Source organism: Methylocapsa polymorpha (assembly GCF_045689225.1).
GTDB classification, from domain to species: Bacteria; Pseudomonadota; Alphaproteobacteria; order Rhizobiales; family Beijerinckiaceae; genus Methylocapsa; species Methylocapsa polymorpha.
The window spans coordinates 740602-759162 of the sequence record NZ_CP136862.1; the positions used below are offsets into that span (position 1 = coordinate 740602).

Here is an 18561-nt window from a genome sequence, read left to right on the forward strand (position 1 = left end):
CGCAGCGAGATCACGACTTTGGCTTGCCGAGAGTCGCCACGGCGTCGGCTTCGAGCGACCTCGCGGCGTTCAACGCATCGAGGCGCGCCTTCGCGGATTCGCCCCAGCTTGCCGATTTGGCCTTGGCCGCGTCCGGCAATTGCGTCCAAATCCCGAACGCCTCGTCAATATCGAGGCGCGCAAGCGCGTTTTCGATCCGCGCGACGAGCGCTGGCGCATCGGCGTCCTTGGGGTCGACGTCGCCGACGCGGCGGACGCGCACCAGATGGGACGCCTCACGGGTCAGACGGTTGAGCAGATTCGTGTCTTCCGCCGCCTCCTCGATGAGTGCAACCTGGGAGGCCAGGGTCGAGAACTGGTCCGCCAATTTGCGGGGAGTGGGCACGCCGGTCGCCGCGAAGGCCCGCAACGGCGCAAGCTCGGTCTGCCCGACGCCAAGAGTTTCTAGCGCCGCGAATTCGGCCGGGAACGGAGCCCCACGTTCGACCCTCTGCGCCAAGCTTTCGGCGACGATCGCGACAGCTTGGACGTGCGAGCTTTGCTCGATCTGGGAGGCGACGTTCTCGCGGTCCTGCTGAGCGCGGACGTCAGCCTTGGGGGCGGCAAGCGCCGCCTCGACTAATCCGAGCTTCTGTTCGACGGAATCGATTCGCGTTTGAAGCGGCCCGAGATCGGCGAGCTCGTTCGGCGCGCCTTCCGGATTTCTCACGATCGCCGCGACTCGCGCCTCCAATGCTTCCTGCAGGCCGCGCAAGGCCGAACTGGTCGCGGCCGCTGACTTGCTCGCGGCGCTCTCCACGGCGCCGACGCGGCTCTCAAGCCCGGCCAGGGGGCTGCGCCAGGCGGTTGCAGCGGCGTCGGCCTTTTGTCCGATCGCGTCGACGCGCGCGCTCAAGGCGGCGAAGCGGGCATCGAGGTCTAGGGCCGCCGTTTTCGACCCGTCGAAATAGCGAAGCCCGAAAGCCCCGCCGACGGCCAGAATCGCGCCAACGACAATCCCCGCGGCAAGAGGCCACAGGCTCGGTCGCGGCGATTTTTTCGGCGCAGACTCCGCTTCGGCCGCCGATTGCGTCGCGGCGTCTGACTGGGTCTCGGCGGAGGAATGCGCTTCGGCGGACGAATGGGCGTCGGCGGACAATTGAGTTGCGGCCTCGGTTATGGGTGTTTCCTCGTGAGGCGCGACGCTGGGTTCGCCATTCGCCTCTGAACGCTCATGCTGATCACCGGCCATTGCAAGCCCTCATTTTTGCGCCTTTGTAAAGGAACGCGCCGCCTTTCGCAACGCTGGACCGATCAACTGCCCGCGATGCCGACGAAATCTTCGGCCGATCCCCAATTTTAGTTTGCGCGGCCAATGAACTCATCAGAGACAGGAGTTTGTTCTTTTTCGGACGAAACCCTCGAAACCGTCGCTATGCCGCGCCGGACCGCAAAACAAGGTAAACGTCGCAGCCAATGCAATCCTGCTCAACCGGGCTCCGCATCTCCCGCCCCAAGCGGAAGCTGCATCAAGACCGTGTCGAGCCAGCGGTCGTGCTTCCAGCCGACGGCGCGAAGACTGCCGATAAGGGAGAAGCCCAATTTCTCGTGCAATCGTATCGATCCGATGTTGGCCGAATCGCCGATGACGGCGACCATTTGCCGAAAGCCTCGCGCGGTCGCCGCATCAATGAGCGCCGTGAGCAATCTATGGCCGACGCCTCGGCCTTGCATGCCGTCGCGCACATAGATCGAATTCTCTACGGTCTTCGAATAGGCTGGACGTTGATGGTAGCTGTTCGCATAAGCGTAGGCGACCACCCTGCCCTCGCTTTCAGCGACGAGATAGGGATAGTTAGCGGCGACCATGAGGCGGCGGCGAACCTTCATTTCCGCCTCGCTCGGCGGCGCGATCTCGAAGGTCGCGCAGCCGTTCAACACAGCATGCCGATAGATGGCGGTAATGGCGGGAATATCGGTTTCATCGCACTCACGCAGAATAAGTTGGTCCAGAAAGACGGAATCGGACAAGCATCTCTCCTTTTGGCGTAAGGCCGGAAAGACGCCGACAAGCCAAAGCCTTCCCTCACCGACGCCTTGATAGAATGAGGCGCCGACGTCTTGCAAATGTATCGCGTGCAGAAGCCGCGATTCCGTTGGAGGAAACGTCAGTTCACATGCGCGCCTTCGATCGCGAGAAGCCGGAGCTTCGTCGCGACGCCGCCATGCGCCGAAAAGCCGCCGAGCTTGCCGCCGGCGGCGAGCACGCGATGGCAAGGCACGATGATCGCGAACAGGTTGCGCCCAAGCGCTTGGCCGACGGCGCGCGCCGCGCCGGGCGCGAGCCGCGCCGCAAGGTCGCCATAAGAGGCCGTAGCGCCCGGCGGAATGGCGCGCGCGGCTTCGTAAACGCGGCGATGGAAAGGCGGCGTGCGATCCATATCGAGCGCAATCGCCGAAAAATCGTTCGCCTCGCCGCGAAGGAGCGCAATGACGCCGTCGCGCGCGCGTTCCGCATTAGAAGACGGTGAAACCTCGCGCGCGTCCGGAAATCGCTGAAGAATCCGCGCGCGGGTCTCACGTTTGCTGGCTTCCGGGAGCTGCAGGCCGACGATCCCGCGCTCGCCCCATATGACGCCGCATGGGCCTAGCGCCGTATCAAAGAGCTCGAAGCCCTGAACGGTCGCAATCGGCCGCGCGCGCCAAATTTGGAGGCTCGCCTGCCGAACCGAAGGCTGCTGCGATGCGCTATGATGAACTGTCCCGGATGACATGGCCGCGAAACTCCTCATTTGATGATACTGTCCAGTCCGTGGCGCGCATGTACGAAAAATCATATCGAATTGACCGAGGCGGATAAAGAGCTGTGATGCTTGGCGCGCGCCCGCATGTCGCCGTGATCGGAGCCGGCCCCGCCGGGCTGATGGCGGCCGAGGTCATCGCGCGGGGCGGCGCAACTGTCGCCGTTTATGATCGCATGGCCGCGCCCGGCCGCAAGCTCCTCCTCGCCGGCCGCGGCGGCCTCAACATCACGCATAGCGAAAATATTGAAGACCTGCTCGCGCGCTATGGCCCCGCTGCGCCGCGGCTTCGCCGCGCCATCGAGGATTTCTCGCCGGATGCGCTCCGGGCGTGGTGCGAGAGCCTCGGCCAGACGACCTTCGTCGGTTCGAGCGGGCGGGTGTTTCCCACAGCATTCAAGGCGTCGCCGCTTTTGCGGGCATGGCTCGGACGCCTGAAATCCATGGGCGTCGCCTTTGAATTTCGCCGCCTATGGACCGGATGGGCGGATGACGGCTCTCTGCTCTTTGCCGGTCCGGACGGCGGCGTCAGGGTCGGCGCCGATGCGGCGGTTCTCGCTCTGGGCGGCGCGAGCTGGCCGCGCTTTGGCTCCGACGGCGGCTGGACCGAAGCAATGGCGAACGCGGGAATCGCGGTGGCGGCGCTGCGCCCCGCCAATTGCGGGTTCGTCGCAGACTGGTCAGAGTTCTTCCGGGATCGCTTCGAAGGTCAGCCGCTCAAGAACATCGAGCTTTCGTTCGGCGGCCGCGTTGCGCGCGGCGAAGCGCTCATAACAAGGTCTGGGCTCGAAGGCGGCGGCGTTTATGCGTTGTCGGCGCCGCTGCGGGAGGCGATCGCAGAGACCGGAGAGGCGATCGTTCACATCGCTTTTCGTCCCGCTCTCGACCTCGCTACGCTGGAGCAGCGGATCGCGGCGCGAGGGCCCAAGCAATCGGTCTCGACATTCCTGCGCAAGGCGATCCATCTGTCGCCGGCGGCGATTGGACTTATCCATGAGGTCGCCGGACAAGGCCCCGAGCGCCTGTCAGCGATGGCGCCGTTGCGGCTCGCGCAACTCATAAACGCCGCGCCGGTCCGTCTCATCGGCGTCGCGCCGATTGCGCGAGCGATCTCCACCGCGGGCGGCATCACTTTCGACGAAATCGACGAAAGCTTCATGCTGTCCCGCCGTCCCGGCGTCTTTGTCGCGGGCGAAATGCTCGACTGGGAAGCGCCTACGGGCGGCTATCTTCTGCAAGCGTGCTTTGCAACCGGAGCGGCCGCCGGCCGCGGAGTCTTGGATTGGCTCGGCTCGCCGGCTCTCTCGCCTGACAAGGCCTATTCGAAGACCTCATAGCCCGTCGGCTCGATATGCTGTTTGTGGTTCATGGTCAGCCGGAATTTCGATAATTCCGAATAGAGCCGGAGCCGGGCGCGACTCTGATTGCCGAGCGGCCGATGCTCGGGCAGGCAATGCCAGGGATTGTAGACGAGGTTGTCGACGAAGGCGAATTGCGCCGGAGAATCGAATTTCTGCCGAGGAATATGAAGCCTCGCCACAGGAATGCGCGGCGAAAGCTTTTCCGGCCAGAGCACGGCGGCGTTTTCTATCGGCATCCGGAACGGATCGGTCTGCACCTGCACGCGAATGTCGAACTCGACATCCTTTTCGGCGAGCGTCTTCACCATATTGTCGCGGAGGTAATTGGGCGGCGCATGAAACGGCAGGCCAGGAATCTCGCGCGGGACCTCGGTTCGAGGATAAAAGGAATATTGCATCGCCTGGCCTTCGCCAAGGAGATAAGGCACGCAGCTATAATAATATTGTCCCAAGGGATTATACTGCGTTTCGTTCCATAAGGACTGCATGAAAAAATCGAGCAAATGCGGGGACTTCGGATTCAAGAAGTAATAGATCGGCATCTCCCGCAGGCTCCAATATTGCAAATCCGCGTTCGCGCGCGTATCGGGCGTCACGAAAGTCGGCGTGCAGACGCAGAGCAGGTCCTGGGTGGTGGTCTCGTCGGGGAGCAATTTCGGCCCGGGGACGCCAATGATCTTGATGGTCATGCTGCCGAAGCCGACGTCGTCGATATCGGCTGGAACGGTAGGGCCTGGACCCGAATAGCGCACCCAGCAGGGATAGCTGCGGGGCTCGGCGAAGACGCCGTGGCGGAGATGGCTCGGCAGATCGTCCCTGATCGTCAATGTGGCGCGAACGATTCCATGCGTCTTCGTGTTACCCCCGCGCTCATAGCGCCCCGGCTTGAAATGGTTGCGCATCTGCTGCGCCATCTCATCGATGATCGCCTGCAGATATTTCTCCTCGTCGGGCAGCGGCTTCTCCTCCGCAAGCTCGAGTCCTTCATCCGTGCGTTGCAGGTTGATGAGAACCTGAATGAATTTCGCCAAGGGGTCCCGCAGGACTCGGTCGAAGGCCGGGCGGAACCACGGCTCAAACCGGCGCTCGACATGCAACGAGAAGGTAAGCGCGTCGCTAAATGCCTTGAGGAGCATCGGTTCTCTCCCTGTCGCCCCGTCGAAGGCCTGCCGCGCGGCCTCGCGGGGAGCGTTTGTCTTGTTGTTGCGAAGGCGCGGCGCCGACACGGCGGAAAAGGACGCATCCGTTGGCTGCCGCCGAATCACGATAACACCGTGGCGAGAGTCGGGAAAGACCGTGAGGCGCGACCCTGGCTCATGCCCCGGACGCCAGCCGGCATGCTTCCGCAGCCACAGGTTGAAACTATGGTGGTTCGCCGCTTGGCGAAGTTCGGATCGACGGAAAGCTTCTCGCGCAAGATCGAGCCATGAAGCGCCGGCGCGTCAGGCTTATGGCGTGCGCCAAATCACTATTCTTCCCGCGCGGAATCGGATAGCTTTTGTTCAATGATAATTTTTCGCCTGCTTCGATTCGAGCTACGCGCTCGAGGGAGCGCAGGGAATTGAGGGAGGAGCGTCGACATCGAATGCGCCGAATGTCTCCGCCGCTTGGCGCAGGAATGCTCGGACTCGTGCGCAAGCGCACGCAGATCGCCCACCGCCTCGGTCGAAATCGACGTCTCGAACCGGACCTCAACGCAGCTCAAGATGGGACGATTGGCCAAAGGCTCTTCGCCGAAGCGCTCGACATAGCGAGATCCGACCGGTTCTATAGGAACGATCTCGAGGATCGGCGCGCGATGCGGTTGCTGCGGTCGTCACGCGTTCCATTGCGTTTTAGGTTTGCTTGGGCTTGTGAATTTTGCGGTGCGGCGCAGGAGGAAAAAGAATGGCGCGATTAAGCTCGCTCGGCGGCGCAGCCGCTCTGCTGTTATCGATGATGCTTCTCACGAGTTGCGATTCGTCTCCGCAATCCGGACATGTGCTCGACGAGGCGAAGCTCGCCGGGCGCCAGGCCGCCACATTCCCGCAAGCCGACGAGGATTACTTCCGCGACATGGACAATGGGGTCGCCTTGACGCCGGATGAGGTCAAGGGCCGCAACATGTGGGTTGTCTGGACCGGCGGCAATGATCGTTTTTGGGACACGATGACCACCGCCACATTTGGCGGCTTCGATCTCCTGAAGATCATCAGCTCTCACCCTAGCCTCAAATCCGACCGCGAGTCACGCTGGAGCTGGCTTGGCCTCGTCAATGAGCCGTGCTTCGACAAGGCGGCCGGTCCCGATCCAAATCGTTTCGGCCTTTGGCTCGACGTCCGCAGCAAGAATTGCCCGGCCGATCCTTTCGAGAACGAAAAGAAATATCCGGGCGTCGCGATCGGCGCGAGAGGCAAGCAGATCGCAAAGGATGTGACCCTGCCGGTCGGGTCCTATTTCGGCTATGCGACAGGGATCGTCGGCCTGCGTCTGTTCCCCAATCCCGATTTTGATGAAAGCGCGGCGAAAAATTGGGATGCGGAAAAATATTACACGGACGAGAAATATTACAACGACCCGAAGCTCGTTCGCCCCTACCGCGTCGGCATGTCCTGCGGCTTCTGTCATGTGGGCCCGAGCCCGATTCACCCGCCAGCCGATCCGCGCCATCCGCAATGGGCCGAGCTCAATTCAACCGTCGGCGCCCAATATATGTGGGTCGATCGCCTCTTCATCTACGGGGCCGATCCGAAGAATTTCATGTATCAGCTGGTCAAGACCTACCGGCCGGGCGCGATGGACACGTCGTTGGTCTCGACCGACTACATCAACAATCCCCGGACAATGAACGCATTCTACAGTCTCCTGCCTCGGCTCGGCGTCGCCAAGCGCTGGGGCAAGGAGACGCTTGCGGGCGGCGAGCTCAACAATAAGCAGCTCAATGATTATTCCTCCGCCCCTGCGCTGACGCAATTTTTCGAAAAGCCCGACACCGTTTGGACGCCGCATGTGCTGAAGGACGGATCGGACGCGGTCGGCGCGCTCGGCGCCCTCAACCGGGTCTATCTCAACATCGGCCTCTTCAGCGAGGAATGGCTGCTCCATTTCAATCCCGTCGCCGGCGGCAAGCCGATCACGCCCATCGAGATCGCAGTGGCTGAAAAGAATTCGGCCTATTGGCAAGCGACCGAGGCCGGCACTTTCGACATGGCGCAATTCTTCCTGAAGGCGGGACAGCCCGACCACCTGAAGGACGCGCCCGGAGGAGACAAATATCTTACCGCCGATGCGGCCACGCTCGCGCGCGGCAAGACCGTCTTCGCCGAAACCTGCGCCCGTTGTCATTCGAGCAAGCTGCCCGAGAAGGTCGCCGGCCTCGATCCGTCGGGCTGCGCCGGGCCAGACTATCTCGCCTGCTGGAAGCGCTATTGGAATTACACAAAGACCGATGAATTCAAGAGCGAGATGCGCAAGATCGTCTCGGCACCTGATTTCCTCGACGGCAACTATCTTTCGACCGACGTTCGGATTCCGGCGACGCTGTTGCGCACCAACGCCTGCAGCCCGTTGGCGACAAACGCCCTCGGCGGCAACATCTGGGACAATTTCTCCTCGAAATCCTACAAGGAGCTGCCTTCGATCGGGACGATCACGGTGCAGGACCCGTTCACGGGAGAGCTGAAGCCCTATAAGATGCCGGCGAACGGCCGCGGCTATACGCGGGTTCCCTCGCTGATCAGCATCTGGTCGACCGCGCCTTTCCTGCTCAACAATAGCCTAGGCCCCTTCGACGAGAGCCCTTCGGTCGACGCCAGGATGAATGTCTTCCAGGCCTCGATCGAGCAGTTGTTGTGGCCGGAGAAACGCGAACGCGACAAACTCCTGGGCGACAAGGCCGCGGGCGCGATCGACCGGACGACGGCGCGGAGCTGGATCAATATCCCAGGTGGCTATATCGCCGTTCCAGAGCCGTTCGACCAATTGCAAAGCGCCCTGCATCGCACGCTGCATCGCTGGCTGCCGGGGCTCTTCGCCACGGGCGGCGAGGTAACGCTCGGCCCCATCCCGAAAGGGACCCCGGTGAACCTTTTGGCGAACATCAGGGTGCTCGCCGAAACCGACGATCCGGCGCAAAAGGTCAGGCATGATGCGGATCTCTTGGATTTCGTCCTCAAGTTGAAGGCCGATGTCCTGCCGCTTCCTGCGGATGTCTCCGACGACGAGCTGCAGCAGAAATTCGCCAACCTGAAGGAGCCGATGCTGAGGCTCAGCAAGTGCCCTGATTTCGTCGTCAATCGCGGCCATTACTTTGGAACCGCCGAGTTCAATAATGTGGAGGGGCTCAGCGACGACGAAAAATCGTTTGCCCCCGAGCCGGCGTTAAGCGACGACGACAAGCGCGCCTTGATCGAATTTCTCAAGACCTTCTGAGCCAATGGCATCTGCGCCGGAGAGCGATTATGACTATGTGATCGTCGGCTCCGGCGCCGGCGGTGGAACGCTCGCGGCGCGTCTCGCGGAAGCGGGAATGCGCGTGGTTCTGCTGGAGGCCGGCGGCGACCCGCACGACAGCGGGCCGCGAATGCCGGAGGATTATGACGTTCCGGCCTTTCATACATTCGCGTCCGAAAACGAGTCCTTGAGCTGGCGCTTCTTTGTTCGCCATTACGCGAATTCGGCGCGGCAGAAGGCTGATTGGAAATCGCGGCCCGATCCGGCTACTGGCGAGGACAGCATATTCTATCCGCGAACCGGCGCCCTCGGCGGCTGCACAGCGCATAACGCGATGATTCTCCTGGCGCCGCACGATTCGGATTGGGACGAGATCGCGCGGCTCACCGGCGACCCGTCCTGGCGGGCGTCAAAGATGCGCCGCTACTGGCGCCGGCTCGAAAACTGCCGGCATCGGCCGCTCTGGCGCTATCTTTTGCGCTGGATCGGGCTCGACTGGACCGGGCATGGCTGGAGCGGCTGGCTTTTCACCGAGCGCGCGACGCCGCAAAAAGCCTTCGACGACGAGGTGCTCGTCAAAACGCTCATCGAGACAGCTTGGACGCTCCTCGAGCATGCGCCGCGCTGGTGGATCGCATTGCGACGGATTTTGCGGGGAGAAGCCGATCCGAATGACCAGCGCCGCCTGCGCCGACGCGCAGATGGGCTCTGCTACACGCCGCTAACGACGCATAAGGGCCGACGGTTCGGGACAAGAGAGCGCCTCAGGGACACCGCCGCGCGCCATCCCGACCGGCTTCGGATCGAGCTAAACGCGCTCGCTGCGCGGGTCATCTTCGACGACTCGAATCGCGCGGTCGGCGTCGAATATTTGAAGGGCGAGCGTCTCTATCGCGCGCATGAAACGCCGGGCGTGGCGCCGGGCGAACGCCGGGAGATCCGGGCGAAACGGGAAGTCATCCTGGCCGGCGGCGCCTTCAACACGCCGCAGCTTTTGATGCTGTCGGGGATCGGACCTCGGGAGGTCCTCGAAAAGCACGGCGTCGCCGTCCGCTGCGATCTTGCCGGCGTCGGGCGAAATCTTCAGGATCGCTATGAGGTCGCGGTCGTCCACCGCACCGCCCTCCCCTGGGAATCTCTCGTCGGCGCCAAGTTCGATCGGGACGATCCTCTGTACCGGCAGTGGCGCGACCACCGCAAAGGCATGTATATTTCGAACGGCGCCGCCATCGCCTTCACGCGCCGCTCCGCGCCGGAGCTCCTCGATCCTGATCTGTTCTGCATGGCGCTGCTCGCCCGATTCGAGGGCTATTATCCGGGCTATTCCGACGAGGTCCGCAAGCATCTCGACTATCTGACTTGGGCGGTCTTGAAGGCGCATACGATCAACCGGGCGGGTTTCGTCACATTGCGGTCGGCCGATCCGCGCGACCGGCCCGAAATCAATTTTCGTTATTTCGAGGAAGGCGACGACGCGGAGGGCGAGGATCTCGCCGCCGTCGTCGCCGGGATCAGGTCCGTGCGCGAGATCGCGGCGCGCTTGCAGCGCCGGGGGCTGATCGGCGAGGAGGAGCTTCCGGGCGAGGCCGTGCAGAGCGACGAAGAGCTTGCCCGGCACGTGCGCGACACCGCCTGGGGACATCACGCGTCATGCACCTGTCCGATCGGCCCGCCCGAAGACGGCGGCGTCCTGACCAGCGACTTCAAGGTCCACGGAACCAAAGGCCTGCGAGTCGTCGACGCCTGTGTCTTTCCGCGCATCCCTGGTTTCTTCATTGCAAGCGCGATCTATATGATCGCAGAGAAGGCCGCCGACGTCATTCTGCGAGACGCAAATGACGCGCAAGGCGAGTTGCGCCGCAATCCAAGGTCATAGAACCGGCGGCGCCGCGGATCAGACAACTCGATCGCATCGACAAGCGTCATCTAGACTACTTCGGCCTTCAACTAACGCTGGCGGCAATCCAGAATCTGTGCAATTCTGACAATCGACATTCGGGACGCGAAGCGCTATAGGCGCCGGCCGAGCTGCTGCGATGACGGGGGGAAACGCGATGGCCTATGATGTCGCTCAATTGCTTGCCATGACGCAAAAAGAGCTGGATGACGTTTTCACCGCGTCGGAGGTGGGACCAATACCGGACGGCCAAGCCGACGGAACCGCCATTATCGCGCCGGGCACCGCCTATTCCGCAGAAATCGCGAAGATCATCAATCTCTTCGCCTGGCAGGGGAAAGTCTTCGACGCGAAGGCGGGATTTCTGAAAAACCGGATTACGCCGTTCGGCCTCAACGCGATCATCGCGAAGGTCTATAAGGCGCCAAGCTGGCTCGACGGCAAGGAATGCATTGTCCTCGACTATTCCGACACGTCCGTGGTCGCACATTGGGTCCGTGACGAGATCCGTCTGATTTCTCCCCAGCTTTATCTCGGCAAGGTCTATTGGGACCATAAGCGGCTGATCGATTTTTCGCTCCAGTTTTGACCCGATCGATCGCCGGCGAAACACGATCGTGACCCCGCAAGCCGATTTCATGGTGATAGCGCCGATCCTGCCTGGACGGGAAGCGGAGTTGCGCAGCCTCCTCCTGACCATGAACCGCTTTCCGGGCACGGCGGACCCGAATAATCCTATTGTGCCCTTCGGCCAGTTTGACACGCTTCATTTCGCCCGCTTCGTCATCTTGAACGATTCCACGCTGGCAGATCTCGAAGCCTATGGCGCGGCCTTCCCCAATGCGCCGGTCTATCTCGCCTTTCTCGGCGATTGCGATGGCTCCGCCGAGGGACTTCTTGCGGATTTCGCGTTTCGGGCCGCAGCGGGCCTGCGCCAGATCTTCGCGCATTGCGAGGGATTCGATCCCAATGGCGATCTGTTGCAATGGATGCTGAGCCATTCGGTCAAATCCGCAGCGGTTTACGTCAATTGGATCGGCCGCACGGTTCGGCAGATCCGCGAGGAAGCGGCGCTGCATGAGGCGTTGACGACATATCTCGCCGCTTTGTCGATCGACGATCCGCCGCAGCAACTGCGAAACGAGCTGCGTCGCGCTGTTCGGGAAGGCGGACCGGTCTTGACGCCGCCGGCGCCGACGCCGCTCGCCTGGCAGGTTCGTCGCCTTCTCTCCTTCGCCGCGGCAGGGGCGGCCGCCTTTGTCCTTCTGCTCCCTGTTCTGCTGCTGTCGCTCGAATCGGCCCTGCTCGTCTATGGCCTGATCGGCGCCCTCGTCCTGCTCGCGCTCGCGGCCTTCCTTGTCCAGCTGCGGCGGCATGAAACGACGGACCCTGTGATTCTTACGCCGCCAACCGACGCGCATTTGACCGAGCTTGGCGCGATTCAGGATTATGACGTCACCAATCAGTACAGCGCTTTCGGCTCGGTCAAGCCGGGACTATTTCGGCGGCGGACCACGATTGTCGTGCTGTGGCTCATCAAGCTCGCGACGCCTATCCTTTATCCCCGCGGCGGTTTGGCGAGGGTCAAGACCATTCATTTCGCGCGCTGGGTTTTTTTCGACGACAAGCGCAGGGTGTTCTTCGCCAGCAATTACGACGGAAGCGCCGAGAGCTATATGGACGATTTCGTCAACAAGGTGTTTTTTGGGCTCAATCTCGTGTTCAGCAATGGAGTCGCCTATCCGCGGACGGATTTCTTGCTTTGCGGCGGAGCCAGCCGCGAGCAGGAGTTCAAGAACTTCCAACGTCGCCACGCCCTGCCAACGGAGGTTTGGCACAAGGCCTATCCCGGACTGACCCTATTCGACATCGATCGAAACGCGCGAATTCGCGAAGGGCTGCAGCAAGATTCCATGACGGACGCCGAAATCCGTCAATGGCTGTCTGAAATATAGAGCGCCTCATGCCGCAACCCGTCAGCGAGCTTTCAGACATTCAAGCCATTGTCCGCTCCGGTTTCAGCAGGCTCGACGAAGCGGCTTTTCTTCTGCTGCGCGTCAAGGATCCTGCCGAGGCGAGAGCCTGGCTCGCCGCGATCGTCGAAGAGCCAAAGCATGACAAGCTGACTTATCGCGTCACCCATGCCGCCGATTTGGAAGACCATCAGGAGCGCGCGCTGCAAGTCGCGATCACCGGGGCAGGCCTCAGGAATTTGGGCGCGCCGGAGGATCTGGTCCGCGCCTTCTCCCGCGAATTCCGCCTCGGCCTGTCCGGCGACGAAACCGAAGCGGAAGGCCGCTCGCGCCGCCTCGGCGACATAGGCGAAAACGCGCCGGCGAATTGGGATTGGGGCGGGAACGGCGAAGCGCCCGATGTGCTCGTCATGCTTTACGCGGAGGCGGGCGGCCTCGCGTCGTTCCGGCAAGCGGTCTCGGCGGACCTCGCGTTGGGCTTCGACGTGCATGCGGCCCTTGTCGCGGCCAGCACACCAAATGATGCGAAGGTGCGGCGCGAGCCTTTCGGTTTCGTCGACGGCGTCAGCCAACCGGCGATCGATTGGGAAGGGCGGCGCAAGATTGGGACGAGCGACGATCTGGAATATGGCAATCTGATCGCCGCCGGCGAGTTTCTGCTTGGATATGAAAACGAATATGGCTTCTATACCGAACGGCCTCTGCTCGATCCCGCGCAGGACCCCGACGACCTCTTGGCCGCGGCGGAGGACAATCCCGCCCGCCGCGATCTCGGGCGCAACGGCGCTTATCTCGTTTTTCGGCAACTCGAGCAGGACGTATCCGGCTTTTGGCGCTTCGCCGCCGCAACGTCGCCGGAAGACGACGGCGTCGGTTTAGCCGAAGCAATAGTCGGGCGCAGGCTTGCGACCGGCGATCCACTCATCACTGCGTCTGACGCCGAGATTCGCGGCGTCGGTCCCGACGCTTTAGACATCCGCCAGAACGGATTCAGCTTCGACTCCGATCCCAAAGGACTCGCTTGTCCCTTCGGCGCTCACATCCGCCGAGCCAATCCGCGCACGGGCGATATTCCTGGGGGGAGGCAAAGCTTGATTTCCTGGGCGCTCCGCATGATCGGCTTGAAGCGCGGCGGGCCGCGCGAAGACCTGCTCTCCTCCAGTCGGCTGCATCGGATCATCAGGCGCGGCCGCGCCTATGGCGCCGTCGCGGACCGGGAAGCAGCCCTGCGAGACGGCGCGCATGATTCCAAGAGCGGCCTCTATTTCATCGCCCTCAACGCCAATCTTTCGCGCCAGTTCGAGTTCATCCAGAACGCCTGGATTGCAAACGCCAAGTTCAATGGGCTTACCGGCGAAACCGATCCGCTGCTCGGCAACCGCCTTCCATCACCCCTCGGCCATGCGACCGACGGCTTTACGGCGGCGCAGCCCTGCGGGCCTAGCCGCCGGATCGCCGGATTGCCGCAATTCATAACCGTGCGCGGGGGCGCCTATTTCTTTCTGCCAAGCCTCCGCGCTTTGCGCTTCCTCGCCCGACAAAGCGAGGCAGGCTGAGGCGGCCGCTGGCCCAAAACGGTCAGAGGTTGCGCATATCGGACGGCCAGGACGGAGACGGGGATGGCAGACGAGGCCAAGCGGGGCGATCATGACTATGTGGACGCTCATGATCCCAAACTATGCCAAGCGGGCTATCTGCCGAAACCTGTTTGCGAGGCGGAGCACGCCGCCATCAGGCAGCGCCGCGAATATGTCAAAGGCAATGGGCGGCGGGATCGAACCGCCTATCGTTCGGTCACTGGGGTCGCGCTTTCTGGCGGCGGCATTCGATCGGCCTCGTTTGGGCTCGGCGCTCTGCAAGCCCTCCATGCCTTCAGCGGAATCGAGGGGATCGACTATCTTTCGACGGTGTCAGGCGGCGGCTACATTGGCTGCTCCCTGACCGCAGCGACGCAGGACTCGCCGGCGGAGCAAAATACGCCGAGCGTCGCAAAAGCAGCAGAGCCACAAAGGACAAGAGCCAAGTTTCCGTTCGTCAATCCTGACAATTACGACGACACCGATTCCGTGCGCCACATCCGGGATTACTCCAATTATCTCATTCCGCATGGCGCCTTGGATGTCGTCACCGCGCTCGGGATCATCGGGCGCGGTCTCGTCGCCAACGCCATAATTGTCGCACCGGTTCTGTTGTTTTTCGTTTGGATTACGCTCGTCACGCATCCCACCGTGGCGTCGCTGAGCGAACCGAGGATTCTGGTTTGGGATTTCAGCAGCTTGGGGGAGAAGCTGGGGCTCCAATGGGTTTCCGGCTATTGGTTCACGGCGGTCATCGCCGCACTCAATCTTTTCTTTCTCATCGTCTGGGCGCTATTTACGTCGGTGAACCTTAGCTCCGCCGCCACGCTTCGCGGCGGATGGGTGGGCGTTTCGAAAGCGCTCTTCATCGTGACTTTGATCATCGCGCTCTTCGAGACCCAGCCCTTCATCCTTTGGCTGCTAAATGTCGCCTCAGGCGAGTTCCGGGCGGGGCCGCCGGAGTTGAAGCTCCCCGGCGCTTCGTATCTTACGGGCGGCGCCTTTCTCGCTTCGTTGGGGACTGTCTTCGCGTTTTTCTCCAAATATCTGGGCGACGTCGTGGCGGCGGCCAAACGCGCCACCGGCTGGCTCGCATGGGTCAAGAAGCTCGCCGCAATGGCGGCCTTATGGCTCGCCGCAATGGTCGTTCCGATCTTCCTTTGGCTTTGTTATTTGTCGCTAACCAATATTGGTCTCGGGCGCGAATGGGCGCGGTCATTTTACTTTGGCGCCTTCGTCATATCGGCAGTCGTGGCGGTCATCATCAATCCGAATAGAACGTCTCTCTTCCGCCTGTACCGTGATCGCCTCAGCAAGGCGTTTCTGTTCGATCCGGACCCGGAACTGCGCGACAAAAAATATGGAGACCTTCGGGCGCACGCGCCCAAGCTGCACGAGATCGACACGAATCTCTGCCCCTATCCGATCGTCAACGCCTCCCTGAACATCGAAGGGTCTCAATACGCCAACAAACGAGGGCGCAACGCGGACTTCTTTGTCTTTACGCCAGAATATGTTGGGAGCGCCGCGACAGGCTATGTCGGCGCGCGGCAGATCCTGCAAAAGGAGCCTACTCTCGACCTCGGCGCCGCGATGGCCATATCGGGCGCGGCCGTCTCATCCAACATGGGCGCGCTGACCATCAAGCCACTCGCCTTCACACTCGCTTACCTCAATATTCGCCTCGGCTATTGGCTACGCAATCCATATATCTTTCATCAAAGCCCCGGGCTCTTGTCGCGATTGTTCGACGCGCCCAGTCTCCTTCTGTTCAGGGAAATGTTCGGCCTGATCACCGAAAAGAGCCCGACTGTATATTTGACCGACGGCGGCCATCTCGAGAATCTCGGCGTTTATTCGCTCATGAAGCGGCGCTGCAAGGTGATTATAGCGATCGACGCCGAAGCCGATCCAACGATGAGCTTTGGCGCTCTGCTGACCCTTGAGCGTTATGCGCGCATCGATCTCGGCGCAACCATCGAATTGCCTTGGCAGGCGATCCGGGATCGCGCTCTCAGCGCGAACGCAGCCTTCGCTAAAGCGGCTGCGGACGGCTCCGCTGTTCCATGTGAAACCGGCCCGCATTGCGCCGCAGGCGAAATTCAATATGGTCCGCGCGAAAAGGGCGTTCTGCTTTACGTCAAGGCTTCCCTGAGCGGCGATGAAGACGATTATATTTTGGACTACAAGCGCCGCAATCCCGCCTTCCCGCATGAGACCACCGGCGATCAGTTCTTCGGCGAAGAACAGCTGGAGGTTTACCGCGCTCTGGGCTTCCATATCGTGAAGGGGTTGTTGAAAGGGGACGCCTCTTTCGCCGTGACGCCGCGCCGGGGCGAGAGCGAGGATCAGGCCCGCCAACGAATCCGGGGCGAAATCAGCGCCGCCCTGTAGGCGCGCCGGAGCATATGCGTCGCATCGGCGGCTGGCAGGAAAGCCACCGACCTTAGCGGCTCCGCCGGATCGGCTCCCATGCAAACACGGCAGGCGCCCGAGAATGGACCGCCGCGCCGAATCCATCCCAATGCCGACGTCGCGCAAGTCAGCTACCTTAACGCATATCGATTCGATCGGATTGCAACCGGACGACCCGCGCGCGAACAAGGCCGCTGGCGGGTCGAGGCGAGCTTTTAAGTTCTTTCCTGTCACATTTGGCGGCGCATTGGAGCGCAGCGCCCGGCTCTTTGCGAGAGCCCTGGCCTCAGCGAGCGGTCGCGCGCCGGAGACGGCTGCGGGCTCCACACGACCATCGCTTGTAATATTTATGACACACAACCAAGCCTAAAGCTAAGCCAAGCTTCCGGGCGGCGACCGCCGGCGGCCAAGCACGCAAAGGCGAAGGAGTCGCCATTTCGATCGGGAACAGTCTAAGGGCGATCGCGACAGTTCGGGGCTGACGCTCGCACACCATTGAAGAACTAAAGATCAGGAGGCAAACATATGAGGGCGGAACAATTTGCCGATTGCGGCGCTCGCGCACGTCGGACGGGACGGACGCGGCTTATCGCCGGCGTCGCGGCATTCCTTATGCTGGCGGGCGGCTCGGCGGCAGCGCAGTCGGTCACTTTCGAAGGCGCGACATTCGTCAATAAGGGGCTCGTCGGCGTGGCGCGCGTTCCGTCAAACGCCGTGGATCAATTCGGCGAGACGCTCGGCGGATGGGGGTCCGGCATGGCGCTGGACCTCGAGGATTGGTCCGATAGCTGGGATGGCGGCTACCACGGCACGCTCTACACGCTGCCCGACCGCGGCTGGAACACCCAGGGGACGACGGACTTTCGCGGCCGCTTGCATCGCTTCGACATCACCTTGAAGCCGTTCTATGGAGCGAGCACAGCCAATCAGAACCAGTTGTCGCTGCACTACCGCTCGTCAACCCTTTTCAACGGCGGCAAGACCACAGGCCTCGATCCCTCCGGCGTCCAAGCCGCGACTGGGCATTTCCCCGACCTGCCGATCGCATCGAACAGGCATATCAGCGTCGACGACGAGGCGGTCGTCCATCCCGGCGACGGAACGGTGTGGGTGAGCGAAGAATACGGCCCCTATGTCTATCACTACACGCTTGGCGGCAAGCTGCTCGGAGCCATTCGTCCGCCCGAAGCCTTCATCCCGAAGCGCAAGGATAGCTCAGGCAATATCGTCGAGAATTTTTCTGCAGATAGCCCGCCTATTGGGGTCACCTACAATCCGGATCCGGGCAGCCCTTTGACAGGCCGCCAGAACAATCAAGGCTTTGAAGGGCTCGCGATGAGCCCGGACCGCAAGACGCTGTTCGTGCTATTGCAGAGCGCCCTGATCCAGGACCTTGATCCGAACAACACCAAGACCACACGCCGCAACACGCGGCTCCTCGCCTATGATCTGCGCGGCCCCGAGCCGAAGCTCGTCGGCGAATATGTGGTCCAGCTGCCGCTTTATCAGGATCAGACGACGACCAAGACAAAGCTTCTGATCGCCGCCCAAAGCGAGCTTTTCGCGCTCAACGACCATCAGTTCCTGGTGCTCGCCAGAGACAGCAGCGCGGGCTCCACGACAAGCAATCCGGCCTCGGTCTACCGCAGCATCGACCTCATCGACATTTCAAAGGCCACGAACATAGCCGGGACCGCCTATGATCAGCCTGGCGCGCCAATCGCACCCCTCGGCGTGCTCAATAGCGCCATTACGCCGGCGGCGTATGAGAAATTTCTCGATATCAACGACAATACGCAGCTGAACCGGTTTGGCCTGCACAACGGCCTGCCAAACGACCGCAACGATCTCTACGAAAAATGGGAGAGCATTGCAGTGGCGCCGGTCGGAGACCGCAAGGCTCCCAATGACTATTTCCTCTTTGTCGGCAGCGACAATGACTTCATTACGCAGCAGGGAAACATGGCCGGCCAAACCTATCAGGATGCGTCGGGCGCCAATGTCGATACCCTCGTCCTTGTTTATCGCGTGACTTTGCCGACTTACATCCCCCCACGCCGCTCCGACGATTTCGCAGATGGCCACGGAGACTGGAACGATCACAGCGACCGGAACGATAGGCGTTAA

At 61.8% G+C, this 18561-nt stretch carries 12 protein-coding genes; 8 read left to right on the top strand and 4 right to left on the bottom strand.

The window, feature by feature from the left end; genetic code table 11:
• Positions 1-10: 10 nt before the first annotated feature.
• The 3 genes from RZS28_RS03575 to RZS28_RS03585 form a co-directional block, all read right to left on the bottom strand.
• A complete protein-coding gene (locus tag RZS28_RS03575; protein ID WP_407339833.1) occupies positions 11-1231 on the bottom strand; it encodes a hypothetical protein in 1221 nt (406 codons plus the stop codon).
• 236 nt (positions 1232-1467) lie between these two features.
• Positions 1468-2010: a GNAT family N-acetyltransferase gene (locus RZS28_RS03580; RefSeq protein ID WP_407339834.1), complete on the bottom strand. Its 543-nt coding sequence runs from the start codon at positions 2008-2010 to the stop codon at positions 1468-1470.
• Between the two features lie 137 nt (positions 2011-2147).
• Complete coding sequence (locus RZS28_RS03585; protein WP_407339835.1) at positions 2148-2753, bottom strand: methylated-DNA--[protein]-cysteine S-methyltransferase; 606 nt, start codon at positions 2751-2753, stop codon at positions 2148-2150.
• 95 nt (positions 2754-2848) lie between these two features.
• Between RZS28_RS03585 and RZS28_RS03590 the strand changes: the two genes are divergently transcribed.
• A complete protein-coding gene (locus RZS28_RS03590) occupies positions 2849-4117 on the top strand; it encodes an NAD(P)/FAD-dependent oxidoreductase (RefSeq protein ID WP_407339836.1) in 1269 nt (422 codons plus the stop codon).
• Here the strand turns inward: RZS28_RS03590 and RZS28_RS03595 are convergent.
• Positions 4099-5277: a catalase family protein gene (locus RZS28_RS03595; RefSeq protein WP_407339837.1), complete on the bottom strand. Its 1179-nt coding sequence runs from the start codon at positions 5275-5277 to the stop codon at positions 4099-4101. The genes RZS28_RS03590 and RZS28_RS03595 overlap by 19 nt on opposite strands.
• A gap of 751 nt (positions 5278-6028) precedes the next feature.
• Here RZS28_RS03595 and RZS28_RS03600 point away from each other — a divergent pair.
• From RZS28_RS03600 to RZS28_RS03630, 7 genes are all read left to right on the top strand, one after another.
• Positions 6029-8551, top strand: coding sequence for a hypothetical protein (locus tag RZS28_RS03600; RefSeq protein WP_407339838.1), 2523 nt, complete (start codon positions 6029-6031; stop codon positions 8549-8551).
• Between the two features lie 4 nt (positions 8552-8555).
• Entirely contained in the window at positions 8556-10448 is a 1893-nt protein-coding gene (locus tag RZS28_RS03605) for a GMC family oxidoreductase (protein WP_407339839.1), read from the top strand.
• Between the two features lie 160 nt (positions 10449-10608).
• The gene (locus RZS28_RS03610; protein ID WP_407339840.1) at positions 10609-11058 is read left to right on the top strand and encodes a hypothetical protein; all 450 of its coding nucleotides are present in this window, start codon (positions 10609-10611) and stop codon (positions 11056-11058) included.
• Between the two features lie 28 nt (positions 11059-11086).
• Positions 11087-12424: a hypothetical protein gene (locus tag RZS28_RS03615; protein ID WP_407339841.1), complete on the top strand. Its 1338-nt coding sequence runs from the start codon at positions 11087-11089 to the stop codon at positions 12422-12424.
• Between the two features lie 8 nt (positions 12425-12432).
• Positions 12433-13998 carry a Dyp-type peroxidase gene (locus tag RZS28_RS03620; RefSeq protein ID WP_407339842.1) on the top strand — a complete coding sequence of 522 codons (1566 nt, stop codon included), beginning with the start codon at positions 12433-12435 and terminating at the stop codon, positions 13996-13998.
• A 63-nt stretch (positions 13999-14061) separates the two neighbouring features.
• Entirely contained in the window at positions 14062-16413 is a 2352-nt protein-coding gene (locus RZS28_RS03625) for a patatin-like phospholipase family protein (protein ID WP_407339843.1), read from the top strand.
• Between the two features lie 546 nt (positions 16414-16959).
• Positions 16960-18561, top strand: a complete 1602-nt coding sequence (locus RZS28_RS03630) for an esterase-like activity of phytase family protein (protein WP_407339844.1) — start codon at positions 16960-16962, stop codon at positions 18559-18561.